This window comes from Streptomyces sp. NBRC 110028 (assembly GCF_001417735.1).
Lineage (GTDB): Bacteria > Actinomycetota > Actinomycetes > Streptomycetales > Streptomycetaceae > Streptomyces.
In genome coordinates, this window is record NZ_BBUZ01000022.1 from 148,322 (window position 1) to 166,019 (window position 17,698).

Sequence of the window (17,698 nt, forward strand, 5' to 3'; positions counted from 1 at the left end):
GCGCACCACGCGGGCGGGCCCCGTCTATGCCCGCGGCTTGCCGTTCTTCGGTAACGGCAGCGTCTGCTCCGTCCAGATGACCTTGCCCTCCGCCGTGTACCGCGTGCCCCACCGGTCGGCGAACTGGGAGACCAGGAACAGCCCGCGGCCGCCCTCGTCCGTCGTCGCCGCGTACCGCAGATGCGGTGAGGTGCTGCTGGTGTCGGACACCTCGCAGATCAGGCTACGGTCACACAGCAGCCGCACCCGGATCGGGCCGGTGGCGTAACGGATCGCGTTGGTGATCAGCTCGCTGAGGATCAGCTCGGTCGTGAACGCCACCTCCCCCAGCTCCCACTCCGCGAGCTTCCCCGCCACCGCCGCCCGCACCTCGGCGACCTGGGCCGGGTCGGACGGCACCTCCCAGTCGGCGATCCGCCCCGGCTCCAGCACCCTCGTACGGGCGACGATCAGCGCGATGTCGTCGCTGGGGCGCTCGGGCAGCAGCGCGTCCAGCACCGCCGTACAGGTCTGCTCCGGGGTGCGCCCGGGGTGGGACAGGGCCTCGCCCAGCATCTCCAGGCCCGTTTCGATGTCCCGGTCGCGCTTCTCGATCAGCCCGTCCGTGTAGAGCACCAGGTGGCTGCCCTCGGGCAGCTCCAGCTCATCCGTCTCGAACGGCAGCCCGCCCAGGCCCAGCGGTGGACCCGCGGGCGGATCCAGGAACTCCACCGAGCCGTCCGGGCTCACCACCGCGGGCGGCGGATGCCCGGCCCGGGCCATGGTGCAGCGCCGCGTCACCGGGTCGTAGATCGCGTACAGACAGGTGGCCCCGATGATCACCTCACCGCCGCCGTCGCCGTCCGCCAGGGCGCTGTGGCCCTCGTCATGGTCGATGCGGGCGATCAGATCGTCCAGATGGGACAGGATCTCGTCCGGCGGCAGATCGAGGGTGGAGAAGTTGTGCACCGCCGTCCGCAGCCGCCCCATCGTGGCCGCCGCGTGCAGCCCGTGGCCGACGACATCGCCCACCACGAGCGCCACCCGCGCGCCCGGCAGCGGGATGACGTCGAACCAGTCGCCGCCGACGCCCGACTCGGCGGGCAGATAGCGGTACGCCACGTCCAGCGCGTTCTGCTCGGGCAGCACCCGGGGCAGCAGGCTGCGCTGCAGCGTCACCGCCATGGTGTGCTCGCGGGTGTAACGGCGGGCGTTGTCGATGCTGACGGCGGCCCGGGTGACCAGCTCCTCGGCGAGCGAGACGTCGTCCTCCTCGAACGGCTCGGGCTTCTCCGCACGCATGAAACTGGCCACGCCCAGCACCACGCCCCGGGCCCGCAGCGGCACCGTGATCATCGAGTGGATACCGGAGTCGACGATCTTCCGGGCCTGGTCGGGATCCTGCTCCCGCCAGCCCCCGTGGTCGCTCAGCACGGGGACGACCGTGACGGTGCCGGTGCGGAAGCCGTGGGCCTGGGGCGCGTTCGCCGTGAACCGGATCAGCTTGCCCAGCGGGTAGAGCGGCACGTCGTCGCGGATGCCGCTGAGCGCCGTACGCCGCAGGGGCGTGGGGCGGCCGTCCGCGCCGCCCCCGCCGCCCGCCGTACCGGCGGCGCCCTCCTGCGGCTCCTCGCCGCGCAGGACCGAGTCCGCGAGGTCGACGGAGACGTAGTCGGCGAACCGGGTCACCGCGTACTCCGCCAACTCCTGCGCGGTGCGCACCACGTCCAGCGTGGTGCCGATGGACACACCCGCGTCGTACAGCAGCCTCAGGCGGTTGCGGGCCAGGTCGACCTTGCCGGTCAGCGCGCGCAGCTCGGTGGTGTCGCGCAGGGTCGCGACGCTGCCGGGCGGGCCGCCGTTGCGGTCGGTGGGGCGGTGGCTGACCGACAGCAGCCGCTCCCCGGCCGTGTGCACCTCGTCGGTGGCCGGACGCCCCGACACCAGCAGCTCGGTCGTGTACGGATCGAAGCCCAGCTCGGCGACGGGACGGCCCTCCGCGTCCGGCGGCAGGGCGAAGAGGCGGCGCGCCTCGTCGTTGGCGAGCACCAGGCGGCCGTCGCCGCTGACGATCAGCACGCCCTCCCGCACGGCGTGCAGCACCGCGTCGTGGTGCTCGTACATCCGCGTCATCTCGGCCGGGTCCAGACCGTGGGTCTGGCGCCGCAGCCGCCTGCTGACCAGGGCGGTGCCGCCGGTGGCCAGGGCGAGCGAGGCAGCGGCGGCGACGACCAGCAGCGGCAGCTGGTGATTGGCCGCGCCGCTCACCTTCTTGATCGTGATCCCGGCCGAGACCAGGCCCACGACCTTGCCCCGGTGGCCCCCCTGGCGGTCTCCCTGGTTTCCCTGGTGGTCGAAGACGGGCACCACGGACCGCACGGACAGGCCGAGGGTGCCGGTGAAGGTCTCCGTGACCGTGCGGCCCCGCACCGCGCCCTCGATGCTGCCCATGAAGTGCTTCCCGATCCGGTCCGGATTGGGGTGGGTGTAGCGGATCCCGTGCGGCGACATGGCCACGACGAAGTCGACGCCCGCGCCCTTGCGGGCCCGCTCGGCGAGCGGCTGCAGCACGGCGGCCGGATCGGGGCCGCGCATGGCGGCGGCCATCCCCGGGGCGCTCGCGAAGCTCTCGGCGACGGCGATCGAGCGGTTACGGGCCTCGCGCTCGCTGTCGTACCGCGACTGCAGGACGAGCGCCACCACGGCGGCGACGACGAGCAGCAGCACGACGCCCACCTGGAGGACGAACACCTGGCCCGCGACCGTACGCACCCCACGGCCCGGCAGGCGGCGCGACCGCCCGCCCCGGCGGCCCCGGACGCCCTGCCCCGCGTGTCCCTCGTGCCCCTCACGGGTCCGCAGCGTCTGGCGCGCCCCGCTCGTCAGGCGCCCCTCGGTCCCGTGCGCCGCGGGGTCGTGCCCGTACCGCTCGGGGGCATTCCGCTGACTGCGGGGGCCCTGATGGCCGCGCTGATTCCGCCACTCGGTCACGGTCCGCGCCAGGGGGACCCGTGCTCGACCGAAAAGTCCGGCCATGTCGCTATTTCTAGCATCCTCATGCTCTGGCGGGCGAGCGGCATCCGCCGCTGCCGACCGGCCACACCCGTCCGACATCGCGCCTACACCCCGCTCGCACCCTCCATGAGTCTCGGTGCCTCACCCGTCACTGACGCATCGTGCGATACGCACATGGCAGCCCCCGCTCGCCCGCTTCGAACATGAACCGATCCTGGCCGTGAAGTATCCCTTCTCACAACAAGGTTGTGGATCCCTGTGGATTCCCGTGGATCCCCGTGGATCCTCACAGGATCATGCCCCACCCATGGGTGGGTAAATGTCCTGGACCGCCCTTGTGCTCCAAAGGTCATCTTTACAGCCAAGCGGACTGATGGCGTCCAGAACCTCCGTAACCCCTTGGTTGCCGCGACCGTGCCGCATGGGTTAGGGGTGACCGATGACGCCCGCGCCTCCGCCCACTCCCCCCACGCGCTCCCCCGCCCCCGCCGCCCTCGCCGCCTGCGCGGCATGGGCCGGTGTGCTCGCCCTGCTCACCGGATGCGGCGCGGGGGCCTCCGCCGACGGGCCACGGGCCCAGCGCCCCTCCCACGCCTCGGCGGCCTCCGCAGGCGCCGGGTCCACCGCCACCGCCCCCGTCCCGCGCGGCAAGGGCAGCAAGCTGCCCGACGACGTCAACGGCGACCGCTACCCGGACCTCCAGCTTCCGGTCCCGCCCCGCAAGCGCGGCCTGCCCAGCCGGATCGCCTTCGTCCACGGCTCGCACGACGGCCTCCACCCCGCCACCCGCACCGTCCTGCGCCGGGCCGACCTGGGCCTGCCCGACGGCGACGTCGCCGTCGCGGGCGCGACCGAGGTGGCCACCGCCGACCTCGACGGCGACGGCTACGCCGACGTGACCACCACCGGCGGCGAACGGCTCGGCGCCGCCGAGGCCAAGCGCACCCACGCCACCGTCCGGACCGTCCCGTACATCGCCTGGGGCAGCGCGGGCGGCCCGCCGCACGCCCGCTCCGCCGCCCGCGTCCAGCTCACCGGCCCCTCCGAATCCGTCGACCCGGCGCGCCCGACCGTCGGCGACTTCAACGGCGACGGCCACCACGACCTGGCGGTGGTCCGCGCCGACCGGCGCTCGTTCCTCGTCCTGTACGGGCCGTTCGACCGCGCGGGCCGGGCCGCCCGGACCGTGCCGTACCGCAGCCCGTTCCACGGCGGCGGCGCCGAGATCGGCGACCTCGTCGCCGACCGGATCCACGGCGACCGCCCCACCGACCTGGTCGTGCACGGGATCAGCGCCGCCACCCAGTCCGGCTCCGCCCTGCTGTCCGCAGGCCCGCACGGGCTGCGCCACACCGGGCGCCCGCTGCGCAAGGGCAACTCGATCGCCTTCGGCGACTTCGACGGCGACGGCCGCCGGGACGTCGCGGTCGGCGCCAGCGGCACCCGCGCCGACGAGGGCGGCGACGCGACGGAGAAGCCGGACATCGGCCGCACGGTGAGCGTCTACTACGGCACCGCCACCGGCCGCGCCGTCCGCTCCTCCCCGTCGATCCCGGTGCCCGGCATGTCGGGGACGATGGTGGCCGCCGACACCGACGGCGACGGCACCGACGAGCTGGCCGTCCCGCTCGGCTCCGGCGGCGCCCGGCTGCTGGCCCCGCGCCCCGGACGTACCGCCCTCGCCCGCCGCACCCTCACCCGTACCGTCCCGGACCGGGTGGACGGCAGGGCCGTACGCCGGGACGAGCGCGCCGCCCGGCTCTACGGCGCGGCCGATTTCGATCACGACGGCAAGGACGAGATCGTGCTCGCCTGGGGCCCCGGCATCGCGTTCTCCCTGTACGGCGAGCGGCCCGAGCGGTGGTGGATCACCAACGGCGCCTCCGACAAGATCACCTTCTCCAGCCGGCCCTTCGCCGCGACCTCCCAGGAGACACCAACTGGCCCTCGAGCGGGGGGTTAACCCCCCAGGGTCCCCCTAAGGGATGTCACAGCTCGGCAGCAATGCCGGGCCTGTCCCCCCGCTCCGGCTCCCCACCCTCCGCGACCGGGTACGTTCGAATGGTGGCTGGATTCAGGATCGGACGCGGACGGGACTCCCACTCCGCGCAACAAGGGCAGCAGCAGCGACCGCAGCAGCCGCCGCACGGGTCGCAGGACCCGTACGGCCGCACGCAGCCGCAGTGGCAGCAGCCCGCTACACAGGGAGAGCCGGAGTACTTCGGCAGCCAGGACCCGTACTACGGACCCGGCGGCGGGCCCGGGGGCGGGCCGGGCCCGGACCAGGGCTACGGCCAGGGCGGCGGGTACAGACCGGGCCCCGGGGCCCCCGGCGGGTACGCCGACAACAACTCCGGGCACACCCAGGCGTTCAGTGTGGGCGAGGCGCCCGACGCGTACGACCCGTACGGCCAGGGCCCCGGTTCGTACGACGACGGCAGCACCTACCGCGCCGGCTCCTCCACCGTGCCGCCCGCCGGACCCCGGCTGCACTGGAAGCAGCTGCTGAGCGGCATCGTGCTGCGCCCGGCGCCCACCTTCTGGCAGATGCGCGACTACACGGTGTGGGGCCCCGCCCTCATCGTGACCTTCGTCTACGGCCTGCTGGCGGTCTTCGGCTTCGACGACGCCCGTAAGGACGTCCTGAACGCCCCGATGGCCAACAGCATCCCGTGGATCCTCAGCGCGGGCGTCGCCGTCACGATCAGCGCCCTGGTGCTCGGCGCGGTCACCCACACCCTCGCCCGCCAGCTCGGCGGCGACGGCACCTGGGGACCGACCATCGGCCTCTCGATGCTGATCATGTCGATCACCGACGCGCCGAGGCTGCTGTTCGCGGTCTTCCTGGGCGGCGACAGCTCCCTGGTGCAGGTGCTGGGGTGGGCGACCTGGCTGGCCTCGGGCGCGCTGTTCACGGTCATGGTGAGCAAGTCGCACGACCTGCCGTGGCAGAAGGCGCTGGGGGCGTCGGCGATCCAGCTGATCGCGCTGCTGTCGCTGGTGAAGCTCGGAACCCTGTAGGAGAGGGGCCCGCAAGGGCCCCTTCACACCCCCCTGCCCGCGTCCTACGCGTCGAGGACCTGCCCGTCACGCCGCACGACGGGCGGCTCGACGCTCCAGGGGAAGTTGATCCACTGCTCGGTGCGCTTCCACACGTACTCGCACTTCACCAGCGACTGCGACTTCTCGTAGATCACGGCGCTGCGCACCTCGGCGACCGTCCCGAGACAGAAGTCGCGCACCAGCTTCAGCGTCTTGCCGGTGTCCGCGACGTCGTCGGCGATCAGCACCTTCTTGTCGGAGAAGTCGATCGCGTTGGGCACGGGCGCGAGCATCACCGGCATGTCGAGGGTGGTGCCCACCCCCGTGTAGAACTCCACGTTCACCAGGTGGATGTTCTTGCAGTCCAGCGCGTACGCCAGCCCGCCCGCGACGAAGACCCCGCCGCGGGCTATGGACAGCACGACGTCCGGCTCGTACCCGTCGTCCGCGATCTCCTGCGCCAGCTCGCGGACCGCCGTGCCGAACCGCTCGTACGACAGATTCTCGCGCTCCTCAGCCACCGCTGCTCACACCTTCGTCCGGTGGAAGTTCTGGAACGAACGCGAGGGCGTCGGCCCACGCTGCCCCTGGTAGCGGGAGCCGTACCGCGCCGAGCCGTACGGGTGCTCGGCGGGCGAGGTCAGCCGGAACATGCACAGCTGCCCGATCTTCATCCCCGGCCACAGCTTGATCGGCAGCGTCGCCACGTTCGACAGCTCGAGCGTCACATGCCCCGAGAACCCCGGGTCGATGAAACCGGCCGTCGAATGCGTCAGCAGCCCCAGCCGCCCCAGGCTCGACTTCCCCTCCAGCCGCGAGGCGAGGTCCACCGGCAGCGTGATCACCTCGTACGTGGAGGCGAGCACGAACTCCCCCGGATGCAGGATGAACGCCTCATCCCCCTCCGGCTCCACCAGCCGCGTCAGATCCGGCTGCTCGACCGCCGGATCGATGTGCGGATAGCGGTGGTTCTCGAAAACCCGGAAGAACCGGTCCAACCTGACGTCGATGCTCGACGGCTGCACCATCGCCGGGTCATACGGATCGATCCGCACCCGTCCGGCGTCGATCTCCGTCCGGATGTCCTTGTCTGAGAGAAGCACGGAACGAGGATACGCAACCACCCCCACCCCATGGCGCGGGCCCGGCCCACCGGACCGGGCCCGCGCCCACGATCTTCGTTCGACTACCGCAACTACCCGCTGCTCCTACGGCTCCTAACGGCCCCTACGGCACCTACCGCTCTTCGCGCGCCACCGGCACCGCGTGCCGGAGCCTGGCGCAACGCGGACACCGCAGCAGCCGCCCGGGACCGATGCGGTCGACCGTAAGGTGCCGCATCGGGAACGAAGCGGTGCTGAACACATGCCCTTCGGCACAACGGACGACGGTGCGCTCCATTGAGTCCCTTCCCCATGAACGTGGACAACGCGGACGACAAAAGCCACATTAGGGGATCAACCGCACGCCACTCCAAGCGGCACTCCGCCCCCCACGGTACGCCCCAACTCCCCCACCCCAAGAGCACCTTTCCCCACTAAGCCCTCCCCGGCCGGGGGCCTCCCGCACCCGAAAAACGCGAAAACCCCACAGCGCATGCACCGGGGGTCAGCCATGAGGTAAAGTGAGCGACGATGCGGCACCGAGAGATCGGCGCCTCACTCGCGGGTGTAGTTTAATGGTAGAACATGAGCTTCCCAAGCTCAGAGCGCGAGTTCGATTCTCGTCACCCGCTCCATAGCAAAGGCCCAGGTCACAGACCCGGGCCTTGTTTGTTGTCTAGACCTCTCTACGCCTCCCGTGCCCGGTGCGTGCCAGATCAGGCGTCGGGCATGCCGACCGGTCGCCTCGCGTCGGCGTTCACTCCGTAGTGCGCTCGGCTGCGTGATCGGGGGCCGCTCACGGACCACATCAGCCATGCTGAAGTCATGAGCAGGTATGCAGCGGCGAAGCCGTACGTACTGCCGGAGTCCCTCGCCGAGTTGGGCGGCCCCACGACTGGTAGCGTCACGCTGCCGCGCCACATCGACTGGGGACCGCACTACGTCTACGACCTGGCCGACGAAGCAGACTTCCAGCTGATGTACGAGCGCGTCATCCGCGAGGCCCAGACACGCGACGGCCTCAACGCGTATCTGAACGCGACATCGCTGCGGCGGGGGTGGTGGGGCCTGTTCCTTCCCCTCTCGGTCAAGACCGCTTGGGAAGCCCGGTTTCCCTGAGCTCCGTGAACCCGGCACGCCGGCAGCCGCGGCCTAGTGGACGAACTGCACCGTCGGCTGATCCGCCACGGTCTGGACACGCTGAAAACAGTCGCTGGGAAGATCCGAAGGTCGGCGGAGGACAGCAGCCGTCAAGGTCGCGGGGGTCAGCAGCCCGCCGAGTGAACTGAAGCGGACGAGCGCATCTCCATGCGCACGAGCAGGGCGAACACGTACCGTAGGGCGCACAGCGGACCTGCCGATCCTTACTGGAGACCGCGATGACCACGCAGCCCGAACATCCGATGCACGACATCGCCGACAGTGATCCGGAAGCTCACCGCATCGCCCAGCCAGCGAGCACACCTGAGGAACTGCGCGCTGCTCTTGCGCTGCTCGCCCCAGACGCATTGCCGACATTTGATGCCGAGCGCGCCGCAGCACTCCGGCAGTCCCGAGAGCAGGTGAGCGCGGCACCCATGCGTCGCTTCGTCGGGCAGTGGGCCGTCTACGTCGCCGTCGAGCGCCACCCGGACCGAGCCGCCCGCCTGCGGGCGCTGGAAGCCCGTGCGGCCGAGACCGACGATATCCACGAGGCTCGCGAACTTGCGGCGGAGATCGGCCGCATCCTTGACAAAGCATGCGCTGAAGCCGGCATCGACCAGGAGCAGGGAGCAGCGTGAGCGACCGGGACCCATGGCGTTGGGAGTATGACCCGGACGCCGAGCACGTCGTGGCGGGCCTGCCCCCGCAGGTGGTCGCCGAGGTTGAACGCCTCGCGGGAGAGATGGTTGCACTGGCCGAGGTCGGCGTTGACGTCACGGATCTCGGTCAAGGACCGCGACGGGGCGTGCCAGGCGGAGTGCGGCGCATCCCCCTGCTCGTCGACGGCTGGTTCTACGCGCTGCCCCTCCCCCGTCTGCACCTCATCGCGATCACGCGAGTCATCCCCCCATTCTCCGATCTTTAGCGGGTGAACAGATCTCGCTTCGAGGGACTGGACTCCGGGGCGGATTGGTCGGCAGTGCGCCAGGTTCCGCACAAGAAACGCACCAGAAGCGCACCAGAAGCGCACCAGATAGAGCGGTAAACAGCGGTCAATGACGGGTGCTGCGGCAGGCACGACAGCTTGCCGTCAGCACTCGTTTACGCTGGTCAGCGGCGTGATCAGCGTCGAGCACCCGGTGATTCCCAAGCTCAGAGCGCGAGTTCGATTCTCGTCACCCGCTCCATAACAAAGGCCCAGGTCACAGACCCGGGCCTTGTTTGTTGTCTTGACCTCTCTATGACTCGCACGCCCGATCCGTACCCGATTCCCAGCAGGGAGCCAAAGCTCAGGCACTAGCACGCATACCACAGTATGCTTGGCGCATGTCCGCTACCACGCGCATCACCGTCACGCTCCCAACCGAGCAGGTCACCGAGCTGAGGAAGCTGACGGACAACGTCTCCGGCTACGTGGCCGAGGCGGTCGCCCGTCAGATCAGGCATCAGCTCCTCGGCGAAGACCTGCGACAGCACCAGGAGGAGCACGGCGCCTTCACGGAGGAGGAACTGGCCGATGCCCACTCCAAGATCTTCGGCACCGCCGGCGCCGTCGATCACACGGACGCCGCATGAGTACCCACTTCGAGACGGTCGTCCTGGACTCACAGGGACTGTCCGCATGGATCGCGCAAGATCGGAAGCTTCTTGCGATGCTTCCGGTGTTCCACAAAATGGGAGCCGATTTCGTGGTCGGCGCCAACACCATCGCGGAGGTCAGCCACACACGCGTGAACCTCCCGCGCCTTAACTGGACACTGTCGCGCGTCAAAGTCGAACCGGTCACAGCAGAGGCAGCGAAGGCAGCAGCCCAACTCCTCAAGGCCACCGGGCTCCATGGCCACAAGTACGCGATCGACGCCACCGTCGCCGAGGCAGCCCTACGCCAACCGCCCCCAGTCGCCGTACTCACATCCGACACCGACGATATGGCCAAGCTCTGCGGTGCCCGTGTGCGGCTGATCGCCCTATGAGACGCGGTCCTCGCAGGACAGACGAATGCGCGCTGAACACCCGCACCAGATGCGCACCAGATAGAGTGGTAAACAACGGTCAATGACGGGTACTGACGGCGGGCGCACGAGCCCGCCGTCAGTACCCTTTTACACTGGTCAGCGGCAAGATGCACGCCAACAGCCACGTGATTCCCAAGCTCAGAGCGCGAGTTCGAATCTCGTCACCCGCTCCACGACAAAGGCCCAGGTCAGCGACCTGGGCCTTGTCTGTTGTCTGCCGTCTTCCAGACCGCGCTAAGCGTCTCGTGCCAGATCCGCACCAGAGGTCCTTACCCCTCCAACCGAATGGATGCACCGACCCACCACGGGTCGACAACTCCGCACGGGAGAGCGCGAACTGGCCTTAGAGGCGTTCCGGAATGCAGTGGGACTTCAGAGGGATAGATCGTCAGGCAGGACGCGGAACGCTTTGTGATGGCCGAGGGGGCGTACAGCACGGAAGTCCCGGCGGTCCAGGGTGAGGATCGCGTCGGTGTCGTAGTCGGCCGCCAGGGCAACGTTCACCACGTCGGTGAGATCAAGGTCGAGCGCAAGGTAGCGGGATCGGACGGTCTGAGCGATGCCGAGGTGCCCCTCGGTGATCTCCGGTACGGACACCCGGCCGCGGCGCATCCAGCCCCGGATGTCATCGATCGCGCTCACTGCGGCCTCGCGGCCCAGTTCGCGGGTGGCTACGTGGTCGAGTTCAGCAAGCAGCAATGGCGACATGACGAGCAGACCGGCGGCCATGATGGCCTCCTGCGCCGCTTCGTGCTCCGGATGCGTGGAATCGAGCGCTGCCAGCAGGCCGGAGGTGTCAGCGATGACGACGATCACGCAGTAGTCCCTGAACCGGTTACGCGCTGGGCAGCATCAGCAACAACATCACGTACCTCGTCCTTGGTGAGCGTGCGCCCAGGGCCGGCGAAAGTGCGGGAGAACAACGGCTCGTCCCACACGCGATTGGCCATGGCAGCGAGATGGATGCCCTGCCGGATGATCTCGGCCTCACTGATGCCGCGACGCTTGGCCGCCTCTTTGATGATGGCGAGGTCTTCCGGGTCGGCGTAGACGTTGGTGCGCTTCATGGACATGTACCTAGAGTAACACATGTACCACATTGATGTATGTCAGTGTTTCGATCCCCTCGATGTAGACGCGGGGCTTCCAGAGTCAGTCGTGCCCGACGTGTGCCCGATGGAGCGGCGAACCACGGTCAATCAGGGCGTAGGGCCAGCCCGGACGTGGCTCGGCACATCACCGGTTCCAGCAGGTGAGAACCAGTTCCAAGTCCGCAATGCCCGGTGATTCCCAAGCTCAGAGCGCGAGTTCGATTCTCGTCACCCGCTCCATAGCAAAGGCCCAGGTCACAGACCCGGGCCTGGTTTGTCATCCGGACCGTCCCCTCTGCGTCGACGGCACATTGCCCTATACGTGCCCTGCTGATGGGTCACGTATAAGGGCACGATCCTCGGGGCACGCACCGAGAACGGCATCTCGGCAGAGTCGACCGTGCCTCGTGACCCGCTCTTCGGCAGCAGCCCCGACATCGACAGCGGCGAGGTGCCCTGAGCCTGGCGATCCCTTCCCAGACTCGCGCTCACCAGATGAGCGTGCCACCATGCTTCGCCTCGCCCTGGCCCGCCCTTCCCCACCACGAGTGGGCGGGCCGAACGGGGCGGCGACGACGCCGTTCGATCCGCATAGACGGGCGCGGAGCCACCAGAAGGAGTCGCAATGGGCCCATGAGGCGGCGATCAGGCAAAGTTCGCGGGCGGCCGTTCATCAGGGGGTGTGACGTCGGTGCCTTACTGGGTGTCAGCAGGCTGAGGCTGTGGTCGCACCGCAAGGGGGTCGTCAGGACGTGCTACGGCGTTCCGGGCCTGTGTGCGCGCCTTTCTCGGCAATCGGGCGGGCTCGGCCGGTGCCGGTGTCGATGAGGATTTGCTTGGCCGGTGTGATGTTGTCGGCGCGGACGGCCCGGGCCATCGCCGCGCGTGCCGCGTCGGGCGTCGCGTGCGGCGGGATCACCAGCAGGGAGAAGAGGTCTTGATCGCCTCGGGTGATGAGGATGGTGTCGTCACCCACCGGGAACGAGTCGATGTGCACGATGCGGTCGTCGATGATCAGTCGTGTCGGCAGTTCTTCCCAGGCACCGGCGTCCAGACCGACGCGCACGACGGGTCCGAGGTGCTCGGTCAGCGCGGTGACCAGGACGGGAAGCTCGGTGCCTATGTCGCGGGATCGCGGCCACCACGCACCGTCGAGGATGCCCTCGCGGGTATGTGTCGTCGCCAACCGCAGCAGGGCTGTTCCCGGTTTCACGGCATGCTGGATCGCGTCCGGCAGAAGATTCACTTCATGCGGGGTGTCGGCGTCGGACATGGTCTGCTCACCCCCTGCGGGGTTCGGTGGACCGCCGGTTTCACCGTACTCCGGGAACCCACTCACAGGCTCAGCCGCGCCCTGCGGAAACCGGACCCGGGTCCTGGAGAAGTGACTGATCGCACGCGGGCCGGGGGCACGCCCCGGAGTACAGTGAAAACACCGGGAGCATTTCGCACACCGGCTTCCACGCGGGTGTCGTTCTCGGCGAGCAACAACACCGGGACGTCGCAAGACATGCCCGGGGACGGGTCCGCGCCATGACCGTGACCGTCGACCGTACGACGACCGATGAGTGTGTGACCTCGTCAGCGTCGGCCCGCTTGTCACTGACGCCGTCCAGCCCGGTTCCGGGTCTTCTGGACGGTGCGTGGTGGCCTCGCTCCCGCGATCTCCTCCGTGAGCTGCCCACCCTGACGGACGTGCTGGACGCATGCTGGGGCCGGATCACGCGGGTCTCCGTGAACCCGGCCCACTGGCCCGTGATTCCGCGCAAGGTGCCGGCGACCGGGCACACGGTGAACGTGGGCTGGTTCACCGATGAGCAGGACCCGCATAAGTTGATCCTGCTGTCCTACGCCGCAGGCCGCTGGGACCTTCTGGTGATCCCGCCGGAGACGAGTGCGGCAGCAGCCGCCCGGCTGATGGCCGCCGCGGCCACCGTCGGTGGCCTCCTCACCGCCAGCGGTCTGATGGCGAGCGAAACCGCCTTCCGTGAGGCCGGGGAGGATCGCAGCCGGGAGGAGGAGTGGGAGACCGATGGTGGGCCGCCTCAGTGGCGGCCGGAGGCCGAACCCGGCCGGACTCCTGAGCTCCACCGGACTTCCGAGTTCCAGGGGAGGTGAGGATGTGGAGACCGTCATCACGGTGTCCGTGATCATCGGCATGATCATGCTCGGAGTGCTGCTGATCCACCTGCTCAATGGCCGGCACAACGAACGCATCGCAGCATTCCACTACAGCGATGCCCTGCCGGGAGTCGGCAGACGGAGCCGGAAGAGCCGACAGCCGGCAAGCCCGTCTGATCACGCGTCGCCCCCTCCTCACCCCGAACACCGCGACGGGCCGCGGACGACGCATGGCCTTCTCCTGACCGGGTCCGGTGGGCGCGCAGCGGGGCCCCACGCCCAGCGGAGCGCCTTCCTGATGAACGGGGTCACCATGCAGCCACCGGAATCACTCCCGGCAGGGCGCGCCGAGGTGCGTATCGTCGCCGCGTCCCCCGAGGTCGCCCGTCAGGTCGCGGAGGTACTCCGTCGCTGCTTCGCCGGCGCCGAACAGCGGAGCTATCCCGCCGGTGCGGACGGCGGAACCCGCCTCCATCTCACCGTGGACACCACGCACACGGCAGAGCCGGCGCGGTCCTGGCTGGTAGCAAGTCGGCCCTCCGGGCAGGAGGCCACGCAGACGGACGAAGTCTGAAGGGATGCCCGTCAGTGGACCCGAAATGTTCGTCATGCCGGAAAGGTGCGCCCGGCATAGGATGGCGAATGGGCCGGTTCACTCTCACGTGCGACCGACCCGAAAGGGCGGCTCCGGTGTTTCCACGCCGGAGCCGTTGAGGAAAGCGCGGCGACGCCGGGGTGGAGGGGGCAGGACGGCCACAGCGCGGCAAGCGGCACAAGCGCTTACCCCTGGGTGAGGGCGGTGCACGAAACGAGGTCGCCATGACAGAAGGTGAAGAGGGCTTCCGCAAAGTCACGGTGGACCGGTCAGAGGGATTCGGTGAACGGCTGCTGGGCGTGCTGCTGGACCGGGCTCACGAGATGCCGCCCCAGCTGATCGCCCCGCTGGTCTCGGAGGAAGTGAGCAGGATCGGCGGTCGGGACGTCTCGATCCTCCTCCAGGACTACGACCAGCTGATACTGGCTCCCCTGCCGGGCATGAGACTCGTGGTCGGGGAGTCCGAGCGGATCGACGATTCCGAGGCCGGCAGGGCTTTTCTGAGCGCGGCGGCGGTGGAACATCCGCAGGCCGATGGCGTACGGGTGTTCCTGCCGCTGCTGGACGGCAGCGACGAGGTGGGGGTGCTGGCCGTCACCCTGAACAGCGTCGATGACGACGACCGGCGGTTGCTGCGGCGACTCGCCGGCCTGGTCGCCGACATGCTGGTCACCAAGAACAGCTATACCGATCAGTTCTTCCACGCCCGCCGCCGTGCCGTCTGCCGAACCCGTTGGCTCCCCTGCACATCGTGAGCTGAAGCCGCGTTGGGGAACATCGGTGCAGGGCCCCCGGAGTCCTGGCTCAGACGCCAGGGAGCAAGTAACCCGCCGGTAGGTTTCAGCGCCATCGCTGACCTGGGACGGCTCCGCGAAGAGATTGGCGTTGCGTGACGTCAGCGCGTCGTACCCGTCGGTACAGCTCGTTTTCCCGATGCCTCGACGTCACCGTACTGACGGTGCCGACGCCGGTAAGCACGGTCTCGACAACGGGCTGAGCAGTACTTGGCGTCCCGGCGCCGCGGGTCATTCAGGCTGCGTGCAGGTGCAGGCGTGCGGCGCTGCGTCCCAGTCGGATGGCTCCGGCCAGCGGGATCACCATGGCGATCAGGAATGCGCCGATGAGTGCGGCGGCGTCGAGCCCGTCGGCGAAAGCGAACGGTGCGGCAGCCGCGGGGGTCACCAGGAGGGGTGAGAGGGCGCAGATGCTGCCCAGGCGCTTGTCCCGCCTGGTCCATGCGGTAGAGCGCCAGATCCGCACGGCGGCAGGGACGGCCAGTACGAGGCCGATACCGAGGACCCAGAAGAACGGGGCGGCCAAAACCATCATGCCCAGGGTCAGAGTGGTGCGCGCGTTGCTTTCCGGCTGCAGCGGGTTGACGCCGGGCTCTTCGGCGATCGCGGCGGCGGCGATCTCCCGGGGGGTGCCGAGCTGGTCCAGGGCCTGCTGGACCGTTGCGTCATCGGCGCCCTGCGGCAGCACAGACTCGATGTGCTCGCGCAGGTCCGCCACCAGGTCACGGCGCCGGTCGCCGGACAGCACTGCTGCCTCCCTGTCGACCGAGGCCAGGTAAGTGCGAACCAGCGGGTGGGTCAGGGGGTCGCTCATGATTCAGCTCCAGAAACGAGGAAACGGTCGACAGCATCACGGAAACCGGGCCAGTGCCCGGAGAACTCGTCCAGGGCCTGCCGACCCTGGTCGGTCAGCTCGTAGTACCTGCGAGACGGCCCGCTGGCCGACTCCACCAGGAACGTGTCCGCCAGGCCACTTTTGCGCAGACGGGACAGCAGCGGATACAGCGTTCCCTGACTGGTCGCCATGACCGGCGTATCCGCAAGAGCCTCCAGCAGCTCCACCCCATAGCGGGGCCTGTCACACAGCAACGCCAGGACGCAGTACTCCAGCACGCCCTTGCGCAGCTGGCTGACACCGCGGGCCTCCACGTGATTGCTTGCTTTGCCAGCTACCATGCAATGCATACTAGACGAACGTGTCAACCGCAGTCCAGATACGCCAGAAACCCGCTACGGGATGATCTTGGGGCTCGGAAAGTTCGCTACAGGGTGTCGGACACGAGGATGTTGGCGCGGTTCTCGTACTCGCGGTGGGCCTTGCGCTGCGTCGGGACCGCCGGCGGTCGGACCCCCTACGGACTGGTCGCGGCTGCAACGCTGTGACCGGGTCCACAACGCGTTGCGCGCCGCCTTGCCCCACCTGCGCCCCTTGCTCGGTAGTCGGGCGTGCACGTGCCCTGTCCGTGCCCTTCAGGGCAGCGCAAGGGGGTCAACAGCGGTGCCATGAAGCCACGCCGACAGCACCCATCAGCATGCATATATGCAGGTCAGATGCCATGCAAGCCGTCTAGCACCCAGTGATTTCCAAGCTCGGAGCGCGAGTTCGATTCTCGTCACCCGCTCCACAGCGAAGGCCCGGGTCACAGACCCGGGCCTGGTTTGTTGTCCAGACCTCTCCGGGGCCGCCGTGCCCTCCGCGTGCCCCAACTCGGCGCGGAAGGGCCTGCGTACGAGCCCGCGGCGGCCACGCGGGGTGTGTTCCGGCCTGGGCGGCGAGGGCGGCGGCTTCGAAAGCGGCCAATGCGGTGCGGCACCGCTCCACTGCCTCCCGCGCCGCCGTGCCGCCCGGGGCGTGGAAGTAGTCGCGTGCGGCGATCTTGGCCAGCCACTTGTCGAACCGTTCCAGATCCGCTTCGTCCGTCGAAAGCCTTGTGGTCTGAAGGCGATGATGGGGGGATGTCCATCAGCCCGCGTGCCCAGTCATTCGATGTGGCCGCTGCCCAGTACGCGGCGAGTCGGCCGTCTTACCCACCCGCGCTCTTCGACACCATCGAGGAGTTCGCGGGCCGTCGCCTGGCCGGTGCCCGGGTCGCCGACGTCGGGGCGGGCACCGGAATCGCCACCGTGCTGCTGCGGGAGCGGGGAGCCGATGCGGTCGCTGTCGAGCCCGGTGAGCGAATGGCCGCCGTGTTCCGCCGGGCGCTTCCGGATGTGCCGATCGTACGGGGGGACGGTAACGCGCTGCCGCTGGCCGATGCTTCCTTCGACCTCATGGTCTACGCCCAGTCCTGGCAATGGACCGATCCCGGCCGCTCCGTTCCGGAAGCGTTGCGGGTCCTGCGGCCGAGCGGCGCGCTGGCGATCTGGTGGAACACCACGGCCTTCGATGTGCCGTGGATCCGTGAGCAGCACGAGCGCATCGCTCACCACTGCGGCGTGAAGCCGAGGTCCGCGGTGCGTCCGGACGACGGTGAAGCCGTCACGCTGGCGGGCCTGACGGGGCTGCGGGTCACGCGCCGTCAGGTGCGCTGGAGTCGTATGGTCCCCCTGGACACGCACCTCGCCAACATCGGCAGCCGCTCGGCGTTCCTCGTCCTCGATGAGGCCGGCCGTCACGCCTTTCTCACCGATGAGCGTGAGCGGCTCAGCAGGGCTTTCCCCGACGAGGCCGTGGAAGAGACCTATGTGGTCGATCTCCTGGTGGCGGCCCGCCCCTGACGGTCCGAGGCACACCTCGGCCGGGTTCTCCTCACGTGGGCGGACGCCATATCGGGGACCGCCGGGCACGCGGCCTCGGAGC

Annotated in this window: 19 protein-coding genes, 1 tRNA gene and 1 pseudogene; 12 read left to right on the plus strand and 9 right to left on the minus strand. The window is 69.2% G+C overall.

Going from position 1 to position 17,698, the window contains the following annotated elements; genetic code table 11:
* Positions 1 to 24: 24 nt before the first annotated feature.
* Positions 25 to 3,015 (minus strand): SpoIIE family protein phosphatase/ATP-binding protein, encoded by a 2,991-nt coding sequence (locus ASC60_RS00765; RefSeq protein ID WP_234356729.1) that lies wholly within the window; start codon positions 3,013 to 3,015, stop codon positions 25 to 27.
* A gap of 418 nt (positions 3,016 to 3,433) precedes the next feature.
* On the opposite strand from ASC60_RS00765, the gene ASC60_RS00770 reads away from it, so the two are divergent.
* Both ASC60_RS00770 and ASC60_RS00775 read left to right on the plus strand, forming a co-directional pair.
* Entirely contained in the window at positions 3,434 to 4,957 is a 1,524-nt protein-coding gene (locus ASC60_RS00770; protein WP_055545645.1) for a VCBS repeat-containing protein, read from the plus strand.
* A 98-nt stretch (positions 4,958 to 5,055) separates the two neighbouring features.
* Complete coding sequence (locus ASC60_RS00775; RefSeq protein ID WP_055545647.1) at positions 5,056 to 6,015, plus strand: Yip1 family protein; 960 nt, start codon at positions 5,056 to 5,058, stop codon at positions 6,013 to 6,015.
* 44 nt (positions 6,016 to 6,059) lie between these two features.
* On the opposite strand, the gene ASC60_RS00780 is transcribed toward ASC60_RS00775, so the two are convergent.
* Both ASC60_RS00780 and dcd read right to left on the minus strand, forming a co-directional pair.
* A complete protein-coding gene (locus ASC60_RS00780; RefSeq protein ID WP_055545651.1) occupies positions 6,060 to 6,557 on the minus strand; it encodes a phosphoribosyltransferase in 498 nt (165 codons plus the stop codon).
* 6 nt (positions 6,558 to 6,563) lie between these two features.
* Positions 6,564 to 7,139, minus strand: a complete 576-nt coding sequence (gene dcd / locus ASC60_RS00785) for a dCTP deaminase (RefSeq protein WP_055545653.1) — start codon at positions 7,137 to 7,139, stop codon at positions 6,564 to 6,566.
* A gap of 561 nt (positions 7,140 to 7,700) precedes the next feature.
* On the opposite strand from dcd, the gene ASC60_RS00790 reads away from it, so the two are divergent.
* The 6 genes from ASC60_RS00790 to ASC60_RS00815 all read left to right on the plus strand — a co-directional run bounded on the left by ASC60_RS00790 (position 7,701) and on the right by ASC60_RS00815 (position 10,255).
* A tRNA-Gly gene (locus ASC60_RS00790) sits at positions 7,701 to 7,774 on the plus strand.
* A 190-nt stretch (positions 7,775 to 7,964) separates the two neighbouring features.
* Positions 7,965 to 8,258: a hypothetical protein gene (locus ASC60_RS00795; protein WP_055545655.1), complete on the plus strand. Its 294-nt coding sequence runs from the start codon at positions 7,965 to 7,967 to the stop codon at positions 8,256 to 8,258.
* Between the two features lie 260 nt (positions 8,259 to 8,518).
* Complete coding sequence (locus ASC60_RS00800) at positions 8,519 to 8,920, plus strand: DUF6247 family protein (RefSeq protein ID WP_063787051.1); 402 nt, start codon at positions 8,519 to 8,521, stop codon at positions 8,918 to 8,920.
* On the plus strand, positions 8,917 to 9,207 hold the full coding sequence (locus tag ASC60_RS00805; RefSeq protein ID WP_055545656.1) for a hypothetical protein: 291 nt from the start codon (positions 8,917 to 8,919) through the stop codon (positions 9,205 to 9,207). The genes ASC60_RS00800 and ASC60_RS00805 overlap by 4 nt, the downstream gene beginning before the upstream one ends.
* Before the next feature lie 401 nt (positions 9,208 to 9,608).
* Entirely contained in the window at positions 9,609 to 9,857 is a 249-nt protein-coding gene (locus tag ASC60_RS00810; RefSeq protein ID WP_055545658.1) for a hypothetical protein, read from the plus strand.
* Positions 9,854 to 10,255, plus strand: a complete 402-nt coding sequence (locus ASC60_RS00815) for a hypothetical protein (RefSeq protein WP_055545659.1) — start codon at positions 9,854 to 9,856, stop codon at positions 10,253 to 10,255. The genes ASC60_RS00810 and ASC60_RS00815 overlap by 4 nt, the downstream gene beginning before the upstream one ends.
* A gap of 414 nt (positions 10,256 to 10,669) precedes the next feature.
* Here ASC60_RS00815 and ASC60_RS00820 read toward each other — a convergent pair whose 3' ends face one another.
* The 3 genes from ASC60_RS00820 to ASC60_RS00830 all read right to left on the minus strand — a co-directional run bounded on the left by ASC60_RS00820 (position 10,670) and on the right by ASC60_RS00830 (position 12,661).
* The gene (locus ASC60_RS00820) at positions 10,670 to 11,113 is read right to left on the minus strand and encodes a PIN domain-containing protein (RefSeq protein WP_055545661.1); all 444 of its coding nucleotides are present in this window, start codon (positions 11,111 to 11,113) and stop codon (positions 10,670 to 10,672) included.
* On the minus strand, positions 11,110 to 11,370 hold the full coding sequence (locus tag ASC60_RS00825) for a CopG family transcriptional regulator (protein ID WP_055547057.1): 261 nt from the start codon (positions 11,368 to 11,370) through the stop codon (positions 11,110 to 11,112). Before ASC60_RS00825 ends, ASC60_RS00820 begins: the two co-directional genes overlap by 4 nt.
* 763 nt (positions 11,371 to 12,133) lie before the next feature.
* Positions 12,134 to 12,661, minus strand: coding sequence for a DUF5994 family protein (locus tag ASC60_RS00830; RefSeq protein ID WP_055545663.1), 528 nt, complete (start codon positions 12,659 to 12,661; stop codon positions 12,134 to 12,136).
* A 260-nt stretch (positions 12,662 to 12,921) separates the two neighbouring features.
* Here ASC60_RS00830 and ASC60_RS00835 point away from each other — a divergent pair, with 260 nt between their 5' ends.
* From ASC60_RS00835 to ASC60_RS00850, 3 genes and pseudogenes are all read left to right on the plus strand, one after another.
* Positions 12,922 to 13,506, plus strand: a complete 585-nt coding sequence (locus tag ASC60_RS00835; RefSeq protein WP_055545665.1) for a DUF5994 family protein — start codon at positions 12,922 to 12,924, stop codon at positions 13,504 to 13,506.
* Positions 13,507 to 13,822: 316 nt separating this feature from the next.
* Positions 13,823 to 14,083 (plus strand): hypothetical protein, encoded by a 261-nt coding sequence (locus ASC60_RS00845; RefSeq protein ID WP_044581650.1) that lies wholly within the window; start codon positions 13,823 to 13,825, stop codon positions 14,081 to 14,083.
* Positions 14,084 to 14,328: 245 nt separating this feature from the next.
* Positions 14,329 to 14,820, plus strand: a pseudogene (locus tag ASC60_RS00850) (serine/threonine-protein phosphatase); the annotation flags it as partial.
* Positions 14,821 to 15,133: 313 nt separating this feature from the next.
* On the opposite strand, the gene ASC60_RS41980 reads toward ASC60_RS00850, so the two are convergent.
* The 3 genes from ASC60_RS41980 to ASC60_RS43920 form a co-directional block, all read right to left on the minus strand.
* A complete protein-coding gene (locus ASC60_RS41980) occupies positions 15,134 to 15,712 on the minus strand; it encodes a hypothetical protein (RefSeq protein ID WP_055545667.1) in 579 nt (192 codons plus the stop codon).
* Entirely contained in the window at positions 15,709 to 16,074 is a 366-nt protein-coding gene (locus tag ASC60_RS00860; protein WP_055545669.1) for a PadR family transcriptional regulator, read from the minus strand. The genes ASC60_RS41980 and ASC60_RS00860 overlap by 4 nt, the downstream gene beginning before the upstream one ends.
* 391 nt (positions 16,075 to 16,465) lie before the next feature.
* Entirely contained in the window at positions 16,466 to 16,804 is a 339-nt protein-coding gene (locus ASC60_RS43920; protein ID WP_370592878.1) for a hypothetical protein, read from the minus strand.
* Positions 16,805 to 16,854: 50 nt separating this feature from the next.
* Between ASC60_RS43920 and ASC60_RS00865 the strand changes: the two genes are divergently transcribed.
* Positions 16,855 to 17,616: a class I SAM-dependent methyltransferase gene (locus tag ASC60_RS00865; protein WP_055545671.1), complete on the plus strand. Its 762-nt coding sequence runs from the start codon at positions 16,855 to 16,857 to the stop codon at positions 17,614 to 17,616.
* Positions 17,617 to 17,698 lie beyond the last annotated feature (82 nt).